This window comes from Roseibium album, from assembly GCF_965233825.1.
Lineage (GTDB): Bacteria > Pseudomonadota > Alphaproteobacteria > Rhizobiales > Stappiaceae > Roseibium > Roseibium album.
In genome coordinates, this window is sequence record NZ_OZ247583.1 from 2897448 (window position 1) to 2916084 (window position 18637).

Sequence of the window (18637 nt, forward strand, 5' to 3'; positions counted from 1 at the left end):
GGTTGCGCGATGAGAGAAATTCGATCCCGCGGTTTCCTTGAACTGATCGTTCGCCACGCGAATGCAGCGAACCTGATCATGGCGGTCATGGTCTTGTTCGGTGCGTACGGCCTGGCCAAGCTGAACACGCAATTCTTCCCGACGGTCATAACCGACAGGATTTCCGTTTCCATCTCCTGGCCCGGTGCCAGCGCGGAAGACGTTGCCGCCAATATTCTGGAGGTGATCGAGCCTGAACTGCGGTTCATCGACGGGCTTGATGAAATCGTGTCCTATGGCCGCGAAGGGGCCGCATCGGTGCAGATGGAATTCATCGAAGGCACCAATATGCAGCAAGCGCTGTCCGATGTGGAACAGGCCGTGTCAGGCGTCACGACGCTGCCACTCGATGCCGAAACACCTGTCGTATCCGCCTCCACATTCACAGACGGCGTCGCAACAATAGCACTGCGTGGCCCGTTTTCGGAGCAAGCGCTCAAGGTCTTTGCCCGCCAGATCCGTGACGATCTTCTTGCGCGGGGCATCGACAAGGTTGAACTCTACGGCTACCGGTCCCCGGAATATCTGGTTGAAATTCCGGAGCGCGAGCTCAGACGGCTGGATCTGACCATAGCCGACATTGCGGGACGGATCGCCGGCAATACAATTGATCTTCCTGCCGGCAATCTCGACGGCGCAGTCGAGCGGCAGATCAGGGCCCTGTCCGAGGATCGGTCCCCGGAAGCGGTCGGCAGGATCGAGGTCAAGTCCTTTGCATCCGGCGAAAAAACGCGTGTTGAAGATATCGGCACTGTTGTCCGGGACTTTGATTCAAGTGAAAATCAGGGCTTTTCGAAGGGGACGCGGGCGATCGAACTGCAAATCCTGCGGACGGAAAAAACCGACACGCTGAAGGCTGCCCAGATTGTCGATGACTATCTTGACGACGTCTCCCGGCAATTGCCGCAGACGCTTGAGATCCTGAAATACGATGTACGCGCAGACGCGGTGAAGGGTCGGATTTCACTCCTCGTTGAAAACGGTCTGACGGGCCTGGTTCTGGTCGTTGCTATCCTCTTTCTTTTCCTGAATGCGCGGATCGCGCTCTGGGTCGCAGCCGGAATTCCGGTCGCAATGATGGCGACGCTCGGCATCATGTGGCTGATGGGCGAGAGCATCAACATGATCTCCATGTTTGCGCTCATCATGATGCTTGGCGTGATCGTCGATGACGCCATTGTCGTGGGCGAACACACGGCAACGCGCCAGAGCATGGGCGACAGTCCGGGCGATGCCGCTGTCAACGGTGCGACCACGATGCTTGCACCGATTTTTGCCGCCAGTCTCACCACGATTGCAGCCTTTCTGCCGATTCTTCTGGTGAGTGACGTGCTTGGCCAGATTATGGGAACTTTGCCGGTTGTCGTGGTCGCGGTGGTAATCGCCTCCCTGATCGAATGTTTCCTTGTTCTGCCGGGTCACTTGTCGCATGCCCTTGGCAGTCGCCCTGGATGGAGCTGGTGGCGTGTTGTGATCGTGGCGGGTGTTCCGGCGTTTTTTCTGAGCGCGCTGGTCGCACAACCGGATATTTCAGTTCCTCCCTACCTCGATATTGTCGATGATCCGCTCCGCAGTCTCAGGGACACGGCAGGCGTTTTCGTATTCGAGATGATTGTCGTCAGTGTCTGTTTCGTTTTGGCGCTGGCGCTGGAATCACTCCTCATGGCTCTGCGTCGGAGCAAGCAGAGGCAGGAAGACCCCGACCGGCCAAGCTGGTTCCGCCGGGGCTTCGATACGGGCTTCAACTGGGTGCGCGACTATCCATTCCGGGCCTTTGTTGCCGTGGCGGTGCACTGGCGTTATGCCACGCTGGCCGTGGCGATCGCAGCCATGGTCCTTGCGGTGGGCCTGGTACGCGGTGGACGGGTCGGCTTTACGTTCTTCCCGTCTCCGGAGGCGGAAAACCTGACGGCGTCGATCTTCTTCCATGCAGGGATCCCCGAAACGGAAGCTATTGCAGGTATCGGCAGGATCGAAGAGGCGCTGAAAGACGCGGAAGCCGGATTGACACGTGACAACGGTGAAACGCTTGTCCAAGCCACCTATGCCACGTTGGGCAGGGCCGGAAACAACCGCGGCGACAACGTTGCCAACATCACGGTTCAGCTCAGTCGTTCGGAGGACCGGACTGTCCGCACACCTGATATCGTTCGTGCCTGGCGAGAAGCAATCCCGTCCATTCCCGGCACATCGCGCATAGCGGTCGCAGAGCGCCGGGGAGGGCCTCCAGGCCGGGATCTCGATATACGCCTGACGGGGGCTTCCCTGCAGGACCTCAAAGCCGCCGCTGAGGAATTGCAAGAGGAACTTTCTGCATTTCCCGGCACAAGCGCAGTCGAAGACGATCTTCCTTTCGGCAAACCGGAACTGCTGGTGGAACTCACTCCACGAGGGCGTGCGCTCGGCTTCACCGTGGAAAGTGCGGCCCGGCAGATCCGCAATGCCTTTGAGGGCAATATTGCAAGACGTTTTGCCGAAGGTGACGAGGAAGTTGCCGTCCGGGTGAAGCAGGTCTTCGGCGCGGACGGAACGGCGGCGCTTCGGCAATTGTCTGTGCGGACCCCGGCTGGCGAATTCGTTCCGTTGACAGAGGTGGTCAACCTGACGGACGCACAAGGGTTTTCCGTTATCCTGCGGCGAGACGGTGGAACCGTGGTTTCGGTTGTCGCGGACGTGGACAGCACGATCACGTCGAACAACCAGATCATTGCCGAACTCAGCGCGGAATTCCTGCCTGCACTTACTCAGAAATACGGCTTGGAATACTCGTTTGCGGGCCGTGCGGAAGAACAGTCCAACGCCTTTTCGGACCTCCTGACAGGCGTCATGATGGCCGTCGCTGGCATATACATAATTCTGGCGGCGATCTTTGGCAGTTACTCCAGGCCGATCGTTGTGATGTCGATCATTCCCTTCGGAATCGTCGGCGCGATTGTCGGCCACTATCTGATGGGCTTCAACCTCACGATCCTCAGTATGATCGGCCTTCTGGGACTGGCCGGAATTCTGGTCAACAACTCGATAATTCTGGTCGCGCGATTCGAGGAGCGTTTGTCACTTGGCGAAGCAATTGATACGGCGGCAATCGGTTCCAGCTGCGATCGCCTGCGTGCCGTGTTGCTGACCTCGATGACCACGATCGGCGGTCTGCTACCGCTGATGTTCGAAACCAGTCTTCAGGCGCAATTCCTGTTGCCGATGGCAATCACCATTGTCTTCGGCCTTGCGACGGCGACAGCCCTGGTTCTTGTCCTGGTTCCGGCGTTGGTCATGATCGGCGACGATATCGGCAGAATAGTCTTTCTGAGCCGAAGGCGACAGGAGCATCCAGGGTCTGGAGACGGACGGAGCCTTACTCCGGCCGAGTGACGTCAGTGCGACAGGGCGAAGGTCGCCGTTGCCGCCGCCGCTGCCCGGATATTGCCGTCGAGCGTTGCTGGAGATTTTCCGCGCGGACCAAAATCGTGATTGCCGTCTTCCAGGTAGGTGAGGGAGACGTGTTCGGGCAGTGCAACAGCGTCGAGTTCGGCTTTCGAACCGAAGGGATCGCGGTCGCCTTGAAGGATCAGTACGGGGCGCTTTGCCTCTTCGAGCGGGGCCAGGCGCCAATCCGCGTCTGGCTTGCCTGTCGGGTGGAAGGGATAGCCGAAACAGCAGATGCCCTTGACCCGGGCAGGCAGGGAGCCGCCACCGCCGAGCATCGCCGCAACGCGCCCACCCATGGATTTTCCGCCGAGAAAAAGCGGTCCTTCCGTGCCCGACAACAAGGATTGTAGCGCAGTCTGGAATTCACCGATCAGTTTGTCAGCGCGCGGCGGGGGCTTCTTGGAACCTCCCGTTCGCCGACCGGCCATATAGGCAAATTCGAACCTCGCAACGGCAATGCCTTCTGCCGCAAGTGCTCCGGCCAGCTTTTCCATAAAGGCGGAATCCATCGGTGCACCGGCGCCATGCGCCATTAGAAGCGTGGCTATGGGAGAGGTGTCGGTACGGTTCCAGATTAGGTTGCTCATGGTGATGTGATCTGTCGCAGCTTCAAATAAGGGAATGCGGACTATACTTTCAGGAATGAAGAACTAGATGATGTCCATGTTGTTTGCCCTATCGTTCCTTGCTGGATGTTGCAAGCGGCTTCGGGACCTTCCGGAAGAGAGACGGCATGTTTGAACAGTTCGACATCAACCAGCTGCGCATGGCCTGTTTTGGCGGAATTTTTCTGGTCATGGCCCTGTTGGAAGCGGGACTGCCCAGGCGTCAAATGGAAAACGGCCGGCTTAAACGCTGGCCTACCAACTGGGGCCTTATCCTCCTCGATTCCATTCTTGTGCGCCTGATTTTTCCAATTGGTGGGGTTGGACTGGCGCTTCTGGCGCAGGAAAATGGCTGGGGTCTCTTCGGCTTGCTGGGTTTGACCGGTCTTCTCGCCGGGATTGTCACTTTCCTGGTTCTGGACCTCGCCGTCTGGGCCCAGCACGTGGCCTCGCACAAGGTTCCGTTGTTCTGGCGCATTCACCGCGTTCATCATGCGGACAGCGAAGTCGATGCCACAACCGCGCTCAGGTTCCATCCGATCGAGATCCTTCTTTCCTTCGTTTGGAAAGGCCTCGTGATTGTCGCCCTTGGCGGACCTGTCGAAGCTGTTCTGGTCTTTGAAATCGTGCTGAACGCGTCCGCGGTTTTCGGGCATGCGAACATCCGGATTCCGAAAGGCTTCGATTGGCTGCTGCGCCTTTTGATCGTGACACCGGACATGCACCGGATCCACCATTCCGTGATACGACGGGAAACCGATTCAAACTACGGTTTCTATCTCTCCATCTGGGACAGGCTCTTCGGAACATATGTCGAGGAACCCGAAAAAGGACACCAGGCAATGGAAATCGGCCTCGGACCGTCTTTGACCCCCAACGCGCACAAGCTGCCATTCAGTCTTGTCATTCCGTTTCTTGAAAACAGGCGGATCAAGGAAGATGAGGGCGACAAGGCCGAAAGTGCGGACAAGGCATCAGTAAAAACTGAAGGGAAAATAACGCAGGTATAACTCGCGGTAGATACCTTTTTGCTGCAATTGTCTGAGCGCGTAGTTGAGCGCGGCGGCACGCTCGGTGTCCTCCGGTCTGGTCGCTATCGCCATGCCCTGGTCGAAGTATCCAGGCTCCAGCCAGGGGCCGCCGACGAAGTCGCAACACCCCTCCGCCGCCTCGCTGGGCAACCAGAAGGCAAGACCCAGGCCGTCACCGAAATGCGCGTCCGCTTCGCCGTTTTTGACCGCCGCACGGGCGGCGGCAACGGAGTCCAGTCCGAGTATGTCTGCACCGGGCCAGAAACGTTTTGCAAATGCCTCGTACCGTGATCCTGACACGACCGAAATGCTTTTGCCTGCAAGGGCTTGTTCGTCGAACGCTTTGGTGTCTTCTTTCGGGACAACGAATCTTGCGGGAAGTTTGAGATAATCGTCGGTAAAATTCAGCCGGCGCGTTGCGGGTAAGCTTCGCGAGAGGCCGGAAATGATGGCGTCGCCTTCTTCCTCGTCAAGTGCAGACAAAAGCACATTGAAGTTTTTGATCCTGAGCGCACAGGAACTTCCAAGTTCCTGGCAAAGGGCGCGGGCAAGATCGACATTGAACCCGGTCAACCTGCCTTGAGGGTCGCGGAACACGAAGGGGGGATAGTTGTCGGTTGCGAGGAACTGGATCTTGTCCGGAATTGAATTTGGCCTGTCATGGACAGCCTTGGGATCCCAGAAGTTCGGAACGCGGACATCTGCGGACTGTCCGTAACCGGAAGCCGGAAGCAGAAAAACAACAAATACCGCGAACAGGGACGCGACCTGAAATTGCTTCATGAAACCTGAGCTCGTGAGACCGGGTTGCTTGTCATGGTTTCGGGCGACTGTCCATGTGACCGGGGCAGGCGAGTCGCCTTTCTTTCAGCAGATCATAGCGGAAACCGACACCGTGCGTCAGAAAAATAGGTTCCCTTGATCTCGGCACAAGATCACAAACACGGACAACGACGTCAGCGACGCGGCTCCATCCGGTCTGCGTGACAATCAGCCGGCTTCGTCCGCATCGCACCGTGTTGGCACGTGCAGATCGCCGAACAGGTATTCGCTGACCAAACGCACCGAACTGGGAAAAGGAGCGTCAATGTTTAGTGAAGCTCATCCTTCTCCAGGTCCGTAAGACTGACCCGGTCAGCCATCTTGACCAGCCAGTGTAGGGTCTTTTTCTGTTCGCTATCCAGTTGATCCATCTCAGAAATTTTTAATACGGTTTCACGATGATTGTTCCAGGCCAGGAAAAAATCAACAACATCGGACACATCATCAATTATAGAGCTTTTTTCAGACAATTTTCTTGCTCGCGGTTCTGTTCCTCACTGCGTGAGTTTAGAGGGAGTTGGCTGGACACGAGTGTGAAAAAAGTGTGAAGCGGTTGGATAGAGGCTATAACTGCTGTTCTATAGAATACGTATTTTTCTCGAGGCGATGGGGCATGCGCGCAAAGTTATTGGAAATCAGTTTGTTCGGTTCCTGTATCGTCCGCTCGCTTGAGCCCGGGGCGTTCGAGATCACAGGCAAGAAGCACCGTGCAATCTTCGCGTTGCTTGCAACGGCGCCTCATGGCTGCAGAAGCCGGACTTTCCTGCAGGAAACCCTTTGGGGAGCCTCCTGTTATGATACGGGCAGGCAAAGCCTGCGGCGCGCCTTGTCGGACATCAAGTCTGCAATGGGGCCATATTACAGTCAGCTCATCAACACCAACAATTCTGAAGTCACACTTGATTTGAGCAACGTCGTCTTCGCGGGTCAACCCGGACAGGGGACGTTCCTGGAAGGCCTCGACGTGCCTGCGCCCCTGTTTGAGGAGTGGCGTGATTCGGTCAGAGCCAACCCTGAACAGATCCATGCGCTGTTCCGCGCGCCAACCTCCGCGTTGCCAAGACCGCCTGTGCCGACGGTAACGGTGATGCCGTTGCTCAGCATTGAAAGCAATCCCGAGCTGACGATACTGGGAGACTGGTTTGCCGAAGAGATTTGCCGTTCGCTTTCCAGAACGAACCTCCTGGCGGTCATATCGCATTTTTCCAGTCGCTCACTTGCCGGACGCCGGATCGATATCGAGGTCATCCGTTCCAAGCTGAAAGTTGATTATTGCGTGGCAGGAAGCATCCGGCAGATCAACGACGAAGTTATTACAGATGTCGATTTTCTGGACGCCGAGACCGGGCGCATTTTGTGGACCCGGCAGTTCAGCGGAAAGCTGAATGACTTTATAAGTGATGCCGGTCAGGGCCTGACCAACATCGTGACATCCGTCGGCAATGCCATTGCTTCCGACACGCTGCGCTATGTTCGCGGTCGGCCGATCAGCGAAATCGCCGACCACAAGCTTCTGATGGCAAGCGTAAGCCTGATGCATCGTTCGACCCTGCGTGATTTCGCGAAATCACGCGAATTGCTTGATGAGGCCCTGAGGCGATCGCCACGGTCGGCGGAGGTGCATGCCTGGCGCGGCAAATGGCACGTCCTGAGTGTCATCAACGGTTGGAGTTCAGATCCGGCGAAAGACACGAAGAGTGCCGTTGGCAGTACTACCAAGGCGCTTGATATCGATCCGGAAAACGCGTTCTGCATGACAATCGACGGTTTTGCACACAACAACTTGCTGCGACGGTTGGATGTGGCATCCAACCGCTACGAAATTGCACTTGACCAGAATCCGAATGAGGCACTCTCGTGGCTTTTGCGCGGAGCGCTCTACGCGTTTCAGGATTCAGGTGAACAAGCGGTTCATGCGGTCGACAAGGCCCGCAAGTTATCGCCCATTGATCCCTTCAGGTATTTTTACGATTGCCTGAGCGCGACAGCTTACCTGGCGGCAGAAGATTACGAAAAGGCATTGCAGTTCGCCAACAGTTCGTTGGAGCGGAACCAACGACACCTTTCAACGTTGCGTGCAAAGATTATTGCACTTCATTTCCTGGATCGAACTGCGGAAGCAAAGGAAATTGCAGATGAATTACGGCGCAGGCAGCCGACATTTTCGGTTGAGGGCTACATGAACGCACACCCGGCGGCCGACTATCAGGTTGGCCAAAATGCAATGCGCGCCCTGCGGGCGGTTGGTTTTTAGACGAGTAATTGAAGGGGGTAATCATGGCCTATTTCGGTGGAATTGGCGGTATCGGTGGAATTGGTGGTATTGGCGGCATAGGCGGAATTGGAGGTATCGGTGGCATTGGCGGCATCGGGAACCTGAATGCAACCGGTCTCGGCAGCTTTCTTGGAGGCAGTGGAGCGCTTGACCCTCTGACGATTCAAGGTCTGCAAACCAGTGCCCAGGCGATAAGTCATGCAGCCGGGGATGGAACCACTCATCCATCCAGGGAAATGAATTTTTCGTCGAGCGAAAACCTCGACAAATGGGCGGACTGGGTCCGGGCATCCCTTTATTTAAGCGATTTCATGAGCGAACTTTCCTGGGAAGCGAAACAAGGCCCCACCGATGAAGTGACGCTGTCCTATCGCTCTCACGGCGGAGGTGCACTGCAGCCGTTCTTCTCCGTGGTCCGCCCCGATGGTGAACTGTTCGACAAACAGCTGGACCTTGTTCGTTCCTATATGGACCAGCGCCCTGAACGCACTGCGGAAATTACGTCGCAACTCGGGTTCCCGACCCCTTATTTCGCAATGATAATCGGTCTCATCCCCGGCAGGAACAACAAGACCCTTGAACTGATCACCCTGACACAGGTTCTGGCAGCGCATGTTGCGATGATCGTGAAGCATCATCTGGCAATTCGGCGCCCTGACCGAATTGGAGTGTCGATCCTGCCAATGATCCCGACACCGGGTCATGGCAGCTTTCCGAGCGCGCATGCGACCGAGGCCTTCGCGGTCGTGCGTATGCTCGAGGGACTGATTGATGCGTCGGGGTCTCATTATCCCGATGGAGACAAGCGCAAGAACCTGCTGCGCAAACAGGCCGAACGCATTGCCGTCAGCCGGACGGTTGCCGGGGTTCATTACCCTGTCGACAGCTGGGCCGGTGCGTTGCTGGGCAAGATGGTTGGCGAGATGGTGTTGAACAAGTGTGGCGTGCAGACCGAAATGCGAGGGCTGAAATACGAAGCCCGCGCGGAGTCGGACTTCATGATCTCGCAATATCAGCCGACCAAATGGGGCGCTCACGGTGTCTCCGAACTGGAGCTTTGCACTGTCGACAAGAGTGACCAGTTTGAATGGCTCTGGAAGAGTGCGGTCGATGAGTTTGACCTCTAGGAAAGGGCGAACCGAGCATGACCGATACAAGCACAAATGACGGTGGTCTCGCAGACGCCGTCGCGATCAAGAACTATCTTGGCCCCTACGAAGCCTGGAATTTTGGTCTCGGCAAGGCCTACGCTTTTCCAGCTTATCGCGGTGACGACGTTCGTTTTTTGTCGGCATTGGCGGAACATCCAGAACCGCAAAGGCCGCATTCTCTTCTTGATAGTGTGGCGAGCGATGGTCACGGAATGTGGCTTCCGACCGTCTGGGGCAAGGAGGACGACGTTGCCCTGCGCTTCTGGCCGATCGTTGTTGAAAACCGTTCAGATGACGGCATTGCACCAGACAGCTTGGCCCTGAACCTTACGGAAGCGATGCCGTCGGACCCGATTGGAGAGGCACGCTTTCGCATGGCCTTTCCTGTTGAAGAGGAAGCGATGCACCGCCACGCCAGGCGAATGACGGCTGATCCGGACTGGAAACCGGATACAGGCGTCGGGACCGGCGATGGACCCAAAAGGACGATTAATGTGTTGGGGGTGATCGACGACGGCATCCCGTTTGCTCACCGGAATTTCCGTGCTGCCGATGGCAAGAGAACCAGACTGGAATTCTGCTGGTTGCAATCGGCACACAAGAAAGAGGGGCAAGACCATCCAAGTGTGCTGTTTGGCCGGGAGTTCACCCGAGAAACCATTGAACAGCTTATCGCGAAGCACCCGGAGGATGAGGATGCGCTTTATGCAGAGGCAGGAGCTTCCGACCAGCAGTTCGGTTCGGGGGCGGCCATCAACCGGCTTGCAACCCATGGCTCGAATGTCATGGATGTTGCTGCTGGCTCAAACCCGGACAAGGGACACGCCCCACCGGAAGAAACCCGTCTGATCGCCGTGCAGCTTCCCAACACCTATGGTTGGGACACGTCCAGTTTCGGCAAGGACATGTATATGCTGTCCGCCGTGCATTACATCCTTGAACGCGCAGAACGGATTGCTGAAGGTTACGGGGTCAAGGATATTCGCGTAACCATCAATATCAGTTACGGGTTCTCGGCCGGTCGCCATGACGGGGAGGGAGAACTGGAAGCTGCGATGGATGAGATCGTCGCAAAGCGGCGCCAGTTGGGCAGACCGACCGCGATCGTCATACCATCCGGAAACACTTTCCAGGATCGGCTGCACGGGGAAATCACATCCGGTCACCTGGGGTCGGGGTCTTTTGAATTCAGCTGGAAAACCCAACCGAACGACCTGTCGTCAAACTACCTCGAAATATGGTTTCCCGATCAGCTGGATCCCGGTGACTTTGATATTGAAGTCAAGGGTCCGTTTGGCAAAATCAGCGCTGAAATGGCGTTGAAACCCGATCCGTCTTACCAGCATGGCGACCCGCGAAACTTCAAGTCAATTCAGCTCGATCCACCTCATCAAGGCGACGCCATCGGGCAGATCAGTCTCGACAATCACAGGAAGTCCGGTCGCTGGCGTGTCCTGATCGCGCTTGCGCCCAGTGAACCGCATGACCCTGCCTTGCCGGCAGCCCCTGCGGGTGAATGGAAGATTGTCCTGAGCCGCGGAGATGTGGCCCCCAGGGATCACGAACCGATCTATCTCTGGGTGCAACGCGATATCGATCTGGAGCCCTTTTTGACCGGTTCCCGTCAGAGCTATCTTCACGATGAAGACTATCGCCTCGTAAGCGAAAAGGGTGCTGAAGAAGAGAGCGATCAACCAGACAGCAATGTGAAACGTTTCGGCAGCCTGAACGGGATGGCAACCGGCGCGACCACTTTGGTCGTTGCGGGATCGCGACCGGTGATCGGATCCCGTTTCGAAAGGGGTGAGTTGATGGCATCGACCTTCAGCTCCGCCGGAAAAACCGCCTCCGGTCCAGCGGTCGGCGGCGTCGATTGCACGGCACGGGCTGACCGGTCGAACATAGTTCCCGGCATCGTCGGGGCAGGAACCCGCAGTGGTTCTTATTCTTCTGTTCAGGGTACAAGCGTTGCCGCGCCGCTGGTTGCAAGGCGACTTTCGGAAGCATTTGCCAGATGTTCGGACCAGGAGATCAAGAACGCGGAAAAAGACAATTACCTTCCGATCGTGCAATCGATTGCATTATCGGATCAAAGTGTCGAGGGTCGCGCGCGATTAGGTGAATTTCTGGTTATTTGAATTAGTAAAAGTTGAAAATTTACTCAAAAGCCCGGTTCTAGCCGGGCTTTTTCATTTGTTCGGAACTTAATTCACGCTTTTCTCACGCGCGTGAGCGCAATGAATATTGTAACTAATAGCCTCAAGAACAGAGCAACAGCACAGACGCGTTCCGGAGACGGAAACAAGTGCGACAGAAGTATCCCTCGAAAGGTGGTTCCGTGAAGAGGGAAGATTGAGCGTCCGGCTTTGAAACGGATTTTTGCGGGCCACGATGCACCGGGAAACGGTTGCCACGAGGCCCGACGCGAGGAAGACAGCCCCATCGACTGCCTGCTTCCTCAAACAACGTATCGACGAAAGCTTTGGAGGTAATCATGTACGCCGACATCCTGGAAGCGACAGTCTTGAACAACACGCGATATGAAAAGGATCCCAACAGATGCCTTGCCTATCACGTTCTGGATGACAATCGTGTTCCACTTACTCAAGAGCAGGTTGCTGTTGAGTGGTCAGCGTCAGGCAAGGGAGAAGATGCGCACCCGATCAGGATTCGCCGGTCGCCGATCCGCATCTGCGCAAGTGGTGACTCCTGGATCAACGTTGTGATCGAGGTGTCACGGTATCTTGGCTACAACAAGACCTTCTTCGACATCCTCGAATGTTACTACCAGACAGCAAGCTCTGCCTGGCCCGGATACACCTTCGACGACCTGATCGAGCAAAAGCCTTTCCGCGTTCACGTGGATACCGGTGTCTATGATTATTTCGTGTTTTCAGGCGGCGGCAACGAGCTGCTGGGCGGCTGCGCTCTTTCCAGGCTGCTGAAGGACAGAAGCGCGGTATTGGGGTCCGATCGTCCGGAAGACTATCTGCACATGGATCGACTGGAGGCGGTTCTGGAGAAGTTGAAAAAGGGATATGTCGAGATTGCCGAACACGTCCTGAAACAGGCGCCGCGCACGCAGTTGCTTGTCCAGGGATACGACTATCCGGTCGCACACAGCGACGGGCCATGGTTCGGTCGTCCCTTCGCAAAGCGCAATTTCCGCTTCGAAGCTGACAAGGAACTGATCAACGCGATCCTGACTTATCTCGTCGACCGTTTCTACGGCTTCCTTCACGATGTCGATTCTCAGTTTCCGAACGTGACCGTGGTTGATATCCGGAACATGGTTCGCGGTCGCTGGACGGACGAATTTCACCCCGAAGTCGAGGCATCAAAGGATATTGCCGGTTACTATCGAAACGTGATTGACGGGTATCATTTTGTGTAAGTTTTCAGTTTTGCGGGCAACCGCACCAGATCTTTTGCCGACGGTTCGAAAGGACCTGAAGCGCTAGGCATTTAATCTGAAATTTGTTTTTAATCGTGTTCGGTGGCGGGGCTTGTCCCCGCCGCTTATTTTTTTGAGGCGAGACTTAATGTTCGAGCCTGCGGGCGCCGGTGGAAACATCATTTTGTTCTGGGGCAGGTGCTTCGGTCGCCGCTTCCGATTTGCCAAAAATCTGCGGATAGGCCTTTTTCGTAAAGGGATAGATCAGTTGACCGCGAAGGCTCTGCTTCATGTTGTCCGTAACACCCGTGGGAACGTCACAGGGTCCTGGAACACGACAGGTGCCGAACATCTGGTCCCAGAGCGAGAATACGGTTGCGAAATTGGTGTCGAAGGCCCTTGGGTCGGTCGCATGGTGCCAGCGGTGCATGGCCGGCGACACGAAAATCCGGCCGAGCGGGCCATAGGTCCATGGCAGGTCCGCGTGGATGAACGCGCCATAATAATGCCGGACAAGGCCGTTCGCGACGATTGCGAATGGGGGAACTCCCAGGAGGAAAAGCGCAAGATTGTCGATGACAAACGTTGTGAACCGGTTGATAGGATGAAAGCGCTGCACCGCGATCCAGGTCATCTGCGTGTCGGAGTGATGCACCGCATGCGCAGGCCAGAGGACCCAGGTATGCTCCAGCCTGTGCCGCCAATACCCGACGAAATCGGCAATCGCGATTGCGATCAGTATTGTCAGCCAACCCGGCAGTTCCGACCAGGTGTCCAGCGATAAGAGGCTCAGACCATTGTCACGGACGAGTTCTGACAGGAATGTGCCGAGAATGATGATCATCGGCACAATGAACATCGCGTCAAACAGCATGAGTTTGACGTTGAGGTGGATTTCAGGCAGGGCCCGGCGCAGGTCGCCCAGAGCTTTTTTCCGCCGCATGAGCATCGCGAGCAGCGAAAAAAAGATGATCGGCACCAGCAGTCCCTTGAAAGCCGAAACGACGGCCGCGATCGAGGTCGCAATAAGATTGATCAGCGCTTCGCTCATTGAGCCACAAGCCTTTGCACAACAGGAAAATATCGCCTGTGACAGCTTATCGGCCGGGGTGTTAAGGCTGGCTTAAGGGGTTGCCGGCGCTAAGGACGTCTCGTCAACAGCGCCCTGCATCCGTCTTCGTGCGTACTGAGAACAGCATCCACGAGACCAAGGGCCAATTTGCCTCGCTATGGGGTCCAAACTCTGATGTGATCGCTCTATTGGAGCGGCGCGTCAACCAGATCAGCAACTGCCGAAGTTTGCTGGTTTGGGCGATTCCGAAGTGTCCCCTCGTTTTCAAGGCTGGAACCTAGTTCAGATAACCGAATGTTCGGGGTAACCAGAGCACAAGACCCGGAAACAGGATCAACGCGGAAAGTGCTGCCAGCAACACTGCCAGAAAAGGCCAGATTTCCCTGATGATTTCATTCAGCGGGATGCGGGTGACCGCGTTGATGACAAACAGAAGGATGCCGTAGGGAGGGGTAATCAATCCGATCATGCAGTTCACGACTGCCACCACGCCGAAGTGAACGAGGTCGATGCCAAGCTCGCGGCATGTCGGTATGAAAAGCGGAATGATGACGAGGATGATCGTCGTTGCATCCAGAACGCATCCCAGAAGCAGGAGCAGAATATTGACCATGATCAGGAAGGCCAGCGGGTGGATGTCGAGGCCAACCAGTTGCGCCGCCATGAGTGTCGGGATGTTCTCTGAAGCAACGATGTAGTTCAGGATCAACGCGCCACCGATCACGATGCCCACCGCCGCGGAAGACCGCGCGCTTTCAACGAGGATCCCGTAAAGCGAACGAAGCGACAGGGCCCGGTAGAAAAGTCCTGCCAGGACAAGCGCATAGAAGGCGGCGACCGCGGCAGCTTCGGTTGGTGTCGTGACGCCGCCATAAATTCCGTAGAGCAGGATCGCGGGCATCAGAAGGGCCGGGAAGGCGTTGACGGTCAGTTGCGGCAACTCTACCAGGGGAACCGCCGGCTCCAGTGCGAAATTCCGGCGATGCGACAGCCAGATGTTGAGCCCCATCAGCACGGCTCCCATCAACAAGCCCGGAACAATTCCTCCCAGAAACAGATAGCCGATCGAGGTGTTGGAAACGAGCGCATAGAGCACCATCGGGATCGATGGGGGAATGATTGGCCCGATGGTGGCGGACGCGGCGGTGATCGCGGCTGCATAGCCGCGCGTGTAGTGACCGCTTTTGGTCATCATCTCGATAATGATCTTGCCGATCCCTGCCGCGTCGGCCACGGCGGATCCCGACATTCCGGAAAAGATCAGGGACGCAACAATGTTTACGTGGCCCAGCCCTCCACGGAAGCGGCCGACAAGTGCGATGCAAAACTGCAGAAGCCGATCGCTGATCGTTCCTGCATTCATGATGTTTGCGGCGACGATGAACAAGGGAACAGCCAGAAGCACAAAGCTGGAATAAAGCCCGTCCATGAGCACTTTTCCGGCAAGGCCGATGTCTTGTCCTGCAGCAAACAGATAGACCAGCGATGAGACCAGGATGGCATACGCGATCGGCGCACCGAGGCCTGCCAGCAGAAACAGTGTTCCGAGGCACAGCAGAAATTGAATGCTCATTCGCTCTGTCTCCGGCCGTCTTGCTCGGGCATTTCAGGCAATCCATGGCGGTAAGCCTGCCAGACAGTCCAAAAGTAGCGCGCCGAGACTGCGACGAGAAACAGCATGTAGACCACATAAAGGTCACGCATTCTGATCCAGTCGCCGAACAATGAAGAGAGCGTGGCGGTTTTCTTGAGCCTCAGTATGTAGAACTTGGACCAGGTGGGTTCAATCGAAACGGCGAGGCCAATGGCAATGCACAAGCCGAAGACAATCACGAAGATGCGCCTCAGCTTCCGGTTGACCCGGCTGTACAAGATGTCGAAACGCACGTGATCGTTTTCGCGAACCACAAAGGCATTGCCCCAAAAAACAAGCCAAAGCCACATGACAAGGCAAAGCTCCAGGGTCCAGCCAAACTGCGTCGGTTCAAGAAAAGGAAGATATTCAGGCAGCCACTCCAGGCGTGCCGAATAACGGATGAAAATTTGAAGTAAGAAGGTCAGGAACATAACGGCCATCATGGCCGCTGCGGCCGCCTGGGCGGCGTGTCTCAGACCTGCAGCAATCTGTTTCATGTTTGCCGTTCACCAATTTGGGCAAGGGCGAAACTTCACCCTTGCCCTGCCTGGGTTAGTTGCCCAGTGCGTTGATTTTATCAAGCACACCGTCAGGCCAGGAGGCAGCAAACTCGGAACCGACATATTGAGACTGCACATGGTCACGGAAGGCATTCAGGTCCGGTTCGTAAATCGCCAAACCTTTTTCTTCCAGAAACGATACCAGTTCAGCTTCCTTTTGAAGCTGGGCGTTGCGACCGCTTTCGGCGGCAGCTTCCGCTGCAGCTTTCACTTTCGCCTGCTGTTCCGGAGTGAGTTCATCCCAGACAGCCTTTGAGAACGCCACGTAGTTCAAATCCACCAGATGCGAAGTCAGTGCGATCTGATTGGTGACTTCGAAAAACTTTGCATCCACCACGGTCGGCAGTGGGTTGTCTTGCCCGTCGACAGAACCGGTTTGCAATGCGGTATAAACTTCCGTGAAAGCCATCGGAGTCGGGTTTGCACCCAGGGCTTTGCCCAGGAACTGCCATGCATCGGTCCCCGGCATCCGCAGGTTTACACCGGCAAGGTCAGCCGGGGTTTTGACCGTCAACTCATCCTTGGTTTGCCGCAAGTTGACATGACGGCGGCCCAGATACATGACGGCCAGAAGTTTCACACCCAGTTCATCTTCCACCTTCTGCTTGAACGGGTCCATCAATGGATCGTTGAAAACACGCACCTGATGGTCGGCATCCTGATGCACATAGCCAGTCGCAAAAATCGAGAACTCGGGGAAATACTGTGCGAGTTCCTGGGCGGATGCGATCGACATTTCCAGGTCACCCGAAGCGATGGCTTCAAGCTCCGAATTCTGTTTGATCAATGACGCATTGTAATGGGGCTCGTATGTCGCGAATTCCGCCACTTCCGGTGCAAATACTTCTGCCAAGGCGACCGACCGCTGGTCGGTTTCGGATGCCGGCGTCGACATGCGAAGCGTAACCTTGTCGTCAGCCACTGCGGACGTGGCAATCGCCAAAGCCGTCAATGCGGCTAAGCTATTAAGAACAAAAGACGATTTCATTTTACTTCCTCCTCAGTCATTGCGGTGTTTCCCGCATTCTTCGTCAAACCCCAAGGGCCCGGCGTTTTGCGCTGTCCACGTGAGCATGCACAGCTTCAACAGTTTTCCCAACGTCGCGAACCTCAAGTGCGTTGATGATCACCAGGTGTTCGGTCATTACGGACTCCACCAATTCCGGCAACATGCGTGTGTCGGAGTTTCTGATCAGGCGTATCTTGATCGCATTCACCCGGTGAATGTCGGAGATGATCCGGTTGCCGAGAAAATCGATGACAAAATCATGGAATGCCCAATCCATATGCTGTGCACGCGACAGTAATTCCGGCGTCACGCCGCGCTCCGCTTCACTCAATGTATTACGGTGTTCGCTTGCGATGCGCTCAATCTCGGCATCCGGTGCATTTTCGCAAAAACACGCGAAGGCCTCGCTTTCGATAATCCGGCGCAGCTGGAAAGCATTGCGGATCAGTTCCAGATCGATATTGAGAACCTGCAGACCCCGTTTGGGGACCGTGCGGATCAGACCGTCCGCCTCAAGCCGGGGGATCATCTCGCGTATTGCGCCCAAGGGCATCCCTGTGAGGTCGACAAGTTCCCGTTGAGACACGATCTGCCCTGGCTGAATATCACGCGCAAGGAGCTTTTCGGTGAAACTGGAGTAAGCGTCATCGCGAAGGCGGCGTTCGGTCCTGTTCATGCGGCCATGCCCTTTCCTTCCGCCGCTAGAATTTCGGACTTCTGTTCCGCCGTTAACCGGGTCAGGGGTGCACGCACGTTTTCCCAGACCGGATCACCCAACGCATTGGCCAACAACACCTTCAGGGTCGGGATAACAGGCAGGGCCACAATCCGGTCAACGGTTTGCGTAAGCATCGTGTCTTCGGTTGAAGAGGTGATGATGTTGCAAAGCCTTTCGGGATACAGATTGGCAACGCCCGTGATGGACCCGACACAACCCATTGGAACAGCTTTGTGCAACAGGCGTTCATCGCCTATCAAAACCGGCAGCAGCTTGCTTTCCAACAATCGAACGGCGTTTGCCCAGTCACCGGAGCTGTCTTTTATGGCGACTATCCGTTCAGGGTTGGCTTCCTTGAGGCGCTTGGTCAGGGACGACGATATGCCGACACCGGTAACCTGAGGAATATTGTAAAGAATGATCCCGGCTTGTGAGTTGCTTAAGGCCAGGAGCTCGGCAAACCACCGAAAGACGCCATCTTCACCAGCATTGCCGAAGTAGCAGGGAGGCGGCACCAGAAAGCGAGTGATCCCGGCTCGCATTCCTTCGTCAATCTGGGCCGCAACATCCGCTGCTGCCGACCCATAAACACCCAATACGATGCGATTGCAGGACAAGCCGGTTTCGAGCAGCGCACTGATCCCGATTTGCCGCTCGCTTGCGGCAATCGAAGCACCTTCACCCGTGGTGCCAAACAAAGTCACGCCAGACACACCCCGGCTGACTACCGAAGCTGCATGAGTGGCAAGCCGCGCCACGTCAATGCAGCCATCATCTGTGAACGGGGTCAGCAATGCTGTCAGAACGCCAAATTGTGCCATCGGTTTCCCTGGATTGAACTACTCCATAATACATGACATTTTAAACATGTACAGGCTAACATGTTACGTGTAAATTTT

General features: G+C 56.0%; 15 protein-coding genes. 6 read left to right on the forward strand and 9 right to left on the reverse strand.

Annotated elements, in window-relative coordinates; translation table 11 throughout:
- The first annotated feature begins 9 nt into the window (after positions 1–9).
- Positions 10–3408: an efflux RND transporter permease subunit gene (locus tag ACO6TI_RS13445; protein WP_422385093.1), complete on the forward strand. Its 3399-nt coding sequence runs from the start codon at positions 10–12 to the stop codon at positions 3406–3408.
- Positions 3409–3410: 2 nt separating this feature from the next.
- Here the strand turns inward: ACO6TI_RS13445 and ACO6TI_RS13450 are convergent, their stop codons facing one another.
- Positions 3411–4052 (reverse strand): alpha/beta family hydrolase, encoded by a 642-nt coding sequence (locus ACO6TI_RS13450; protein ID WP_422385094.1) that lies wholly within the window; start codon positions 4050–4052, stop codon positions 3411–3413.
- 146 nt (positions 4053–4198) lie between these two features.
- Between ACO6TI_RS13450 and ACO6TI_RS13455 the strand changes: the two genes are divergently transcribed.
- On the forward strand, positions 4199–5080 hold the full coding sequence (locus tag ACO6TI_RS13455) for a sterol desaturase family protein (RefSeq protein ID WP_422385095.1): 882 nt from the start codon (positions 4199–4201) through the stop codon (positions 5078–5080).
- Here the strand turns inward: ACO6TI_RS13455 and ACO6TI_RS13460 are convergent.
- Positions 5045–5884, reverse strand: a complete 840-nt coding sequence (locus ACO6TI_RS13460) for a transporter substrate-binding domain-containing protein (RefSeq protein ID WP_104703426.1) — start codon at positions 5882–5884, stop codon at positions 5045–5047. The two genes, ACO6TI_RS13455 and ACO6TI_RS13460, sit on opposite strands and share 36 nt — an antisense overlap.
- 308 nt (positions 5885–6192) lie before the next feature.
- Positions 6193–6393 (reverse strand): hypothetical protein, encoded by a 201-nt coding sequence (locus ACO6TI_RS13465; protein ID WP_029063911.1) that lies wholly within the window; start codon positions 6391–6393, stop codon positions 6193–6195.
- Positions 6394–6536: 143 nt separating this feature from the next.
- Between ACO6TI_RS13465 and ACO6TI_RS13470 the strand changes: the two genes are divergently transcribed.
- The 4 genes from ACO6TI_RS13470 (at position 6537) to ACO6TI_RS13485 (ending at position 12743) form a co-directional block, all read left to right on the forward strand.
- Positions 6537–8177, forward strand: coding sequence for a hypothetical protein (locus ACO6TI_RS13470; protein WP_055111470.1), 1641 nt, complete (start codon positions 6537–6539; stop codon positions 8175–8177).
- A 23-nt stretch (positions 8178–8200) separates the two neighbouring features.
- Positions 8201–9325, forward strand: a complete 1125-nt coding sequence (locus ACO6TI_RS13475; protein ID WP_196890939.1) for a phosphatase PAP2 family protein — start codon at positions 8201–8203, stop codon at positions 9323–9325.
- Positions 9326–9342: 17 nt separating this feature from the next.
- Positions 9343–11487: a hypothetical protein gene (locus ACO6TI_RS13480; RefSeq protein WP_422385096.1), complete on the forward strand. Its 2145-nt coding sequence runs from the start codon at positions 9343–9345 to the stop codon at positions 11485–11487.
- 356 nt (positions 11488–11843) lie between these two features.
- Positions 11844–12743, forward strand: coding sequence for a hypothetical protein (locus ACO6TI_RS13485; protein WP_196877681.1), 900 nt, complete (start codon positions 11844–11846; stop codon positions 12741–12743).
- 145 nt (positions 12744–12888) lie between these two features.
- Here the strand turns inward: ACO6TI_RS13485 and ACO6TI_RS13490 are convergent, their stop codons facing one another.
- The 6 genes from ACO6TI_RS13490 to ACO6TI_RS13515 form a co-directional block, all read right to left on the reverse strand.
- Positions 12889–13794, reverse strand: coding sequence for a sterol desaturase family protein (locus tag ACO6TI_RS13490; RefSeq protein ID WP_196999169.1), 906 nt, complete (start codon positions 13792–13794; stop codon positions 12889–12891).
- A gap of 298 nt (positions 13795–14092) precedes the next feature.
- Positions 14093–15388, reverse strand: a complete 1296-nt coding sequence (locus tag ACO6TI_RS13495) for a TRAP transporter large permease (RefSeq protein WP_055111479.1) — start codon at positions 15386–15388, stop codon at positions 14093–14095.
- A complete protein-coding gene (locus ACO6TI_RS13500; RefSeq protein ID WP_422385097.1) occupies positions 15385–15948 on the reverse strand; it encodes a TRAP transporter small permease in 564 nt (187 codons plus the stop codon). The genes ACO6TI_RS13495 and ACO6TI_RS13500 overlap by 4 nt, the downstream gene beginning before the upstream one ends.
- A 55-nt stretch (positions 15949–16003) precedes the next feature.
- A complete protein-coding gene (dctP, locus tag ACO6TI_RS13505; protein WP_055111483.1) occupies positions 16004–16999 on the reverse strand; it encodes a TRAP transporter substrate-binding protein DctP in 996 nt (331 codons plus the stop codon).
- Positions 17000–17042: 43 nt separating this feature from the next.
- Positions 17043–17696: a GntR family transcriptional regulator gene (locus tag ACO6TI_RS13510; protein ID WP_422385098.1), complete on the reverse strand. Its 654-nt coding sequence runs from the start codon at positions 17694–17696 to the stop codon at positions 17043–17045.
- The gene (locus ACO6TI_RS13515) at positions 17693–18559 is read right to left on the reverse strand and encodes a dihydrodipicolinate synthase family protein (protein WP_282044648.1); all 867 of its coding nucleotides are present in this window, start codon (positions 18557–18559) and stop codon (positions 17693–17695) included. Before ACO6TI_RS13515 ends, ACO6TI_RS13510 begins: the two co-directional genes overlap by 4 nt.
- Positions 18560–18637 lie beyond the last annotated feature (78 nt).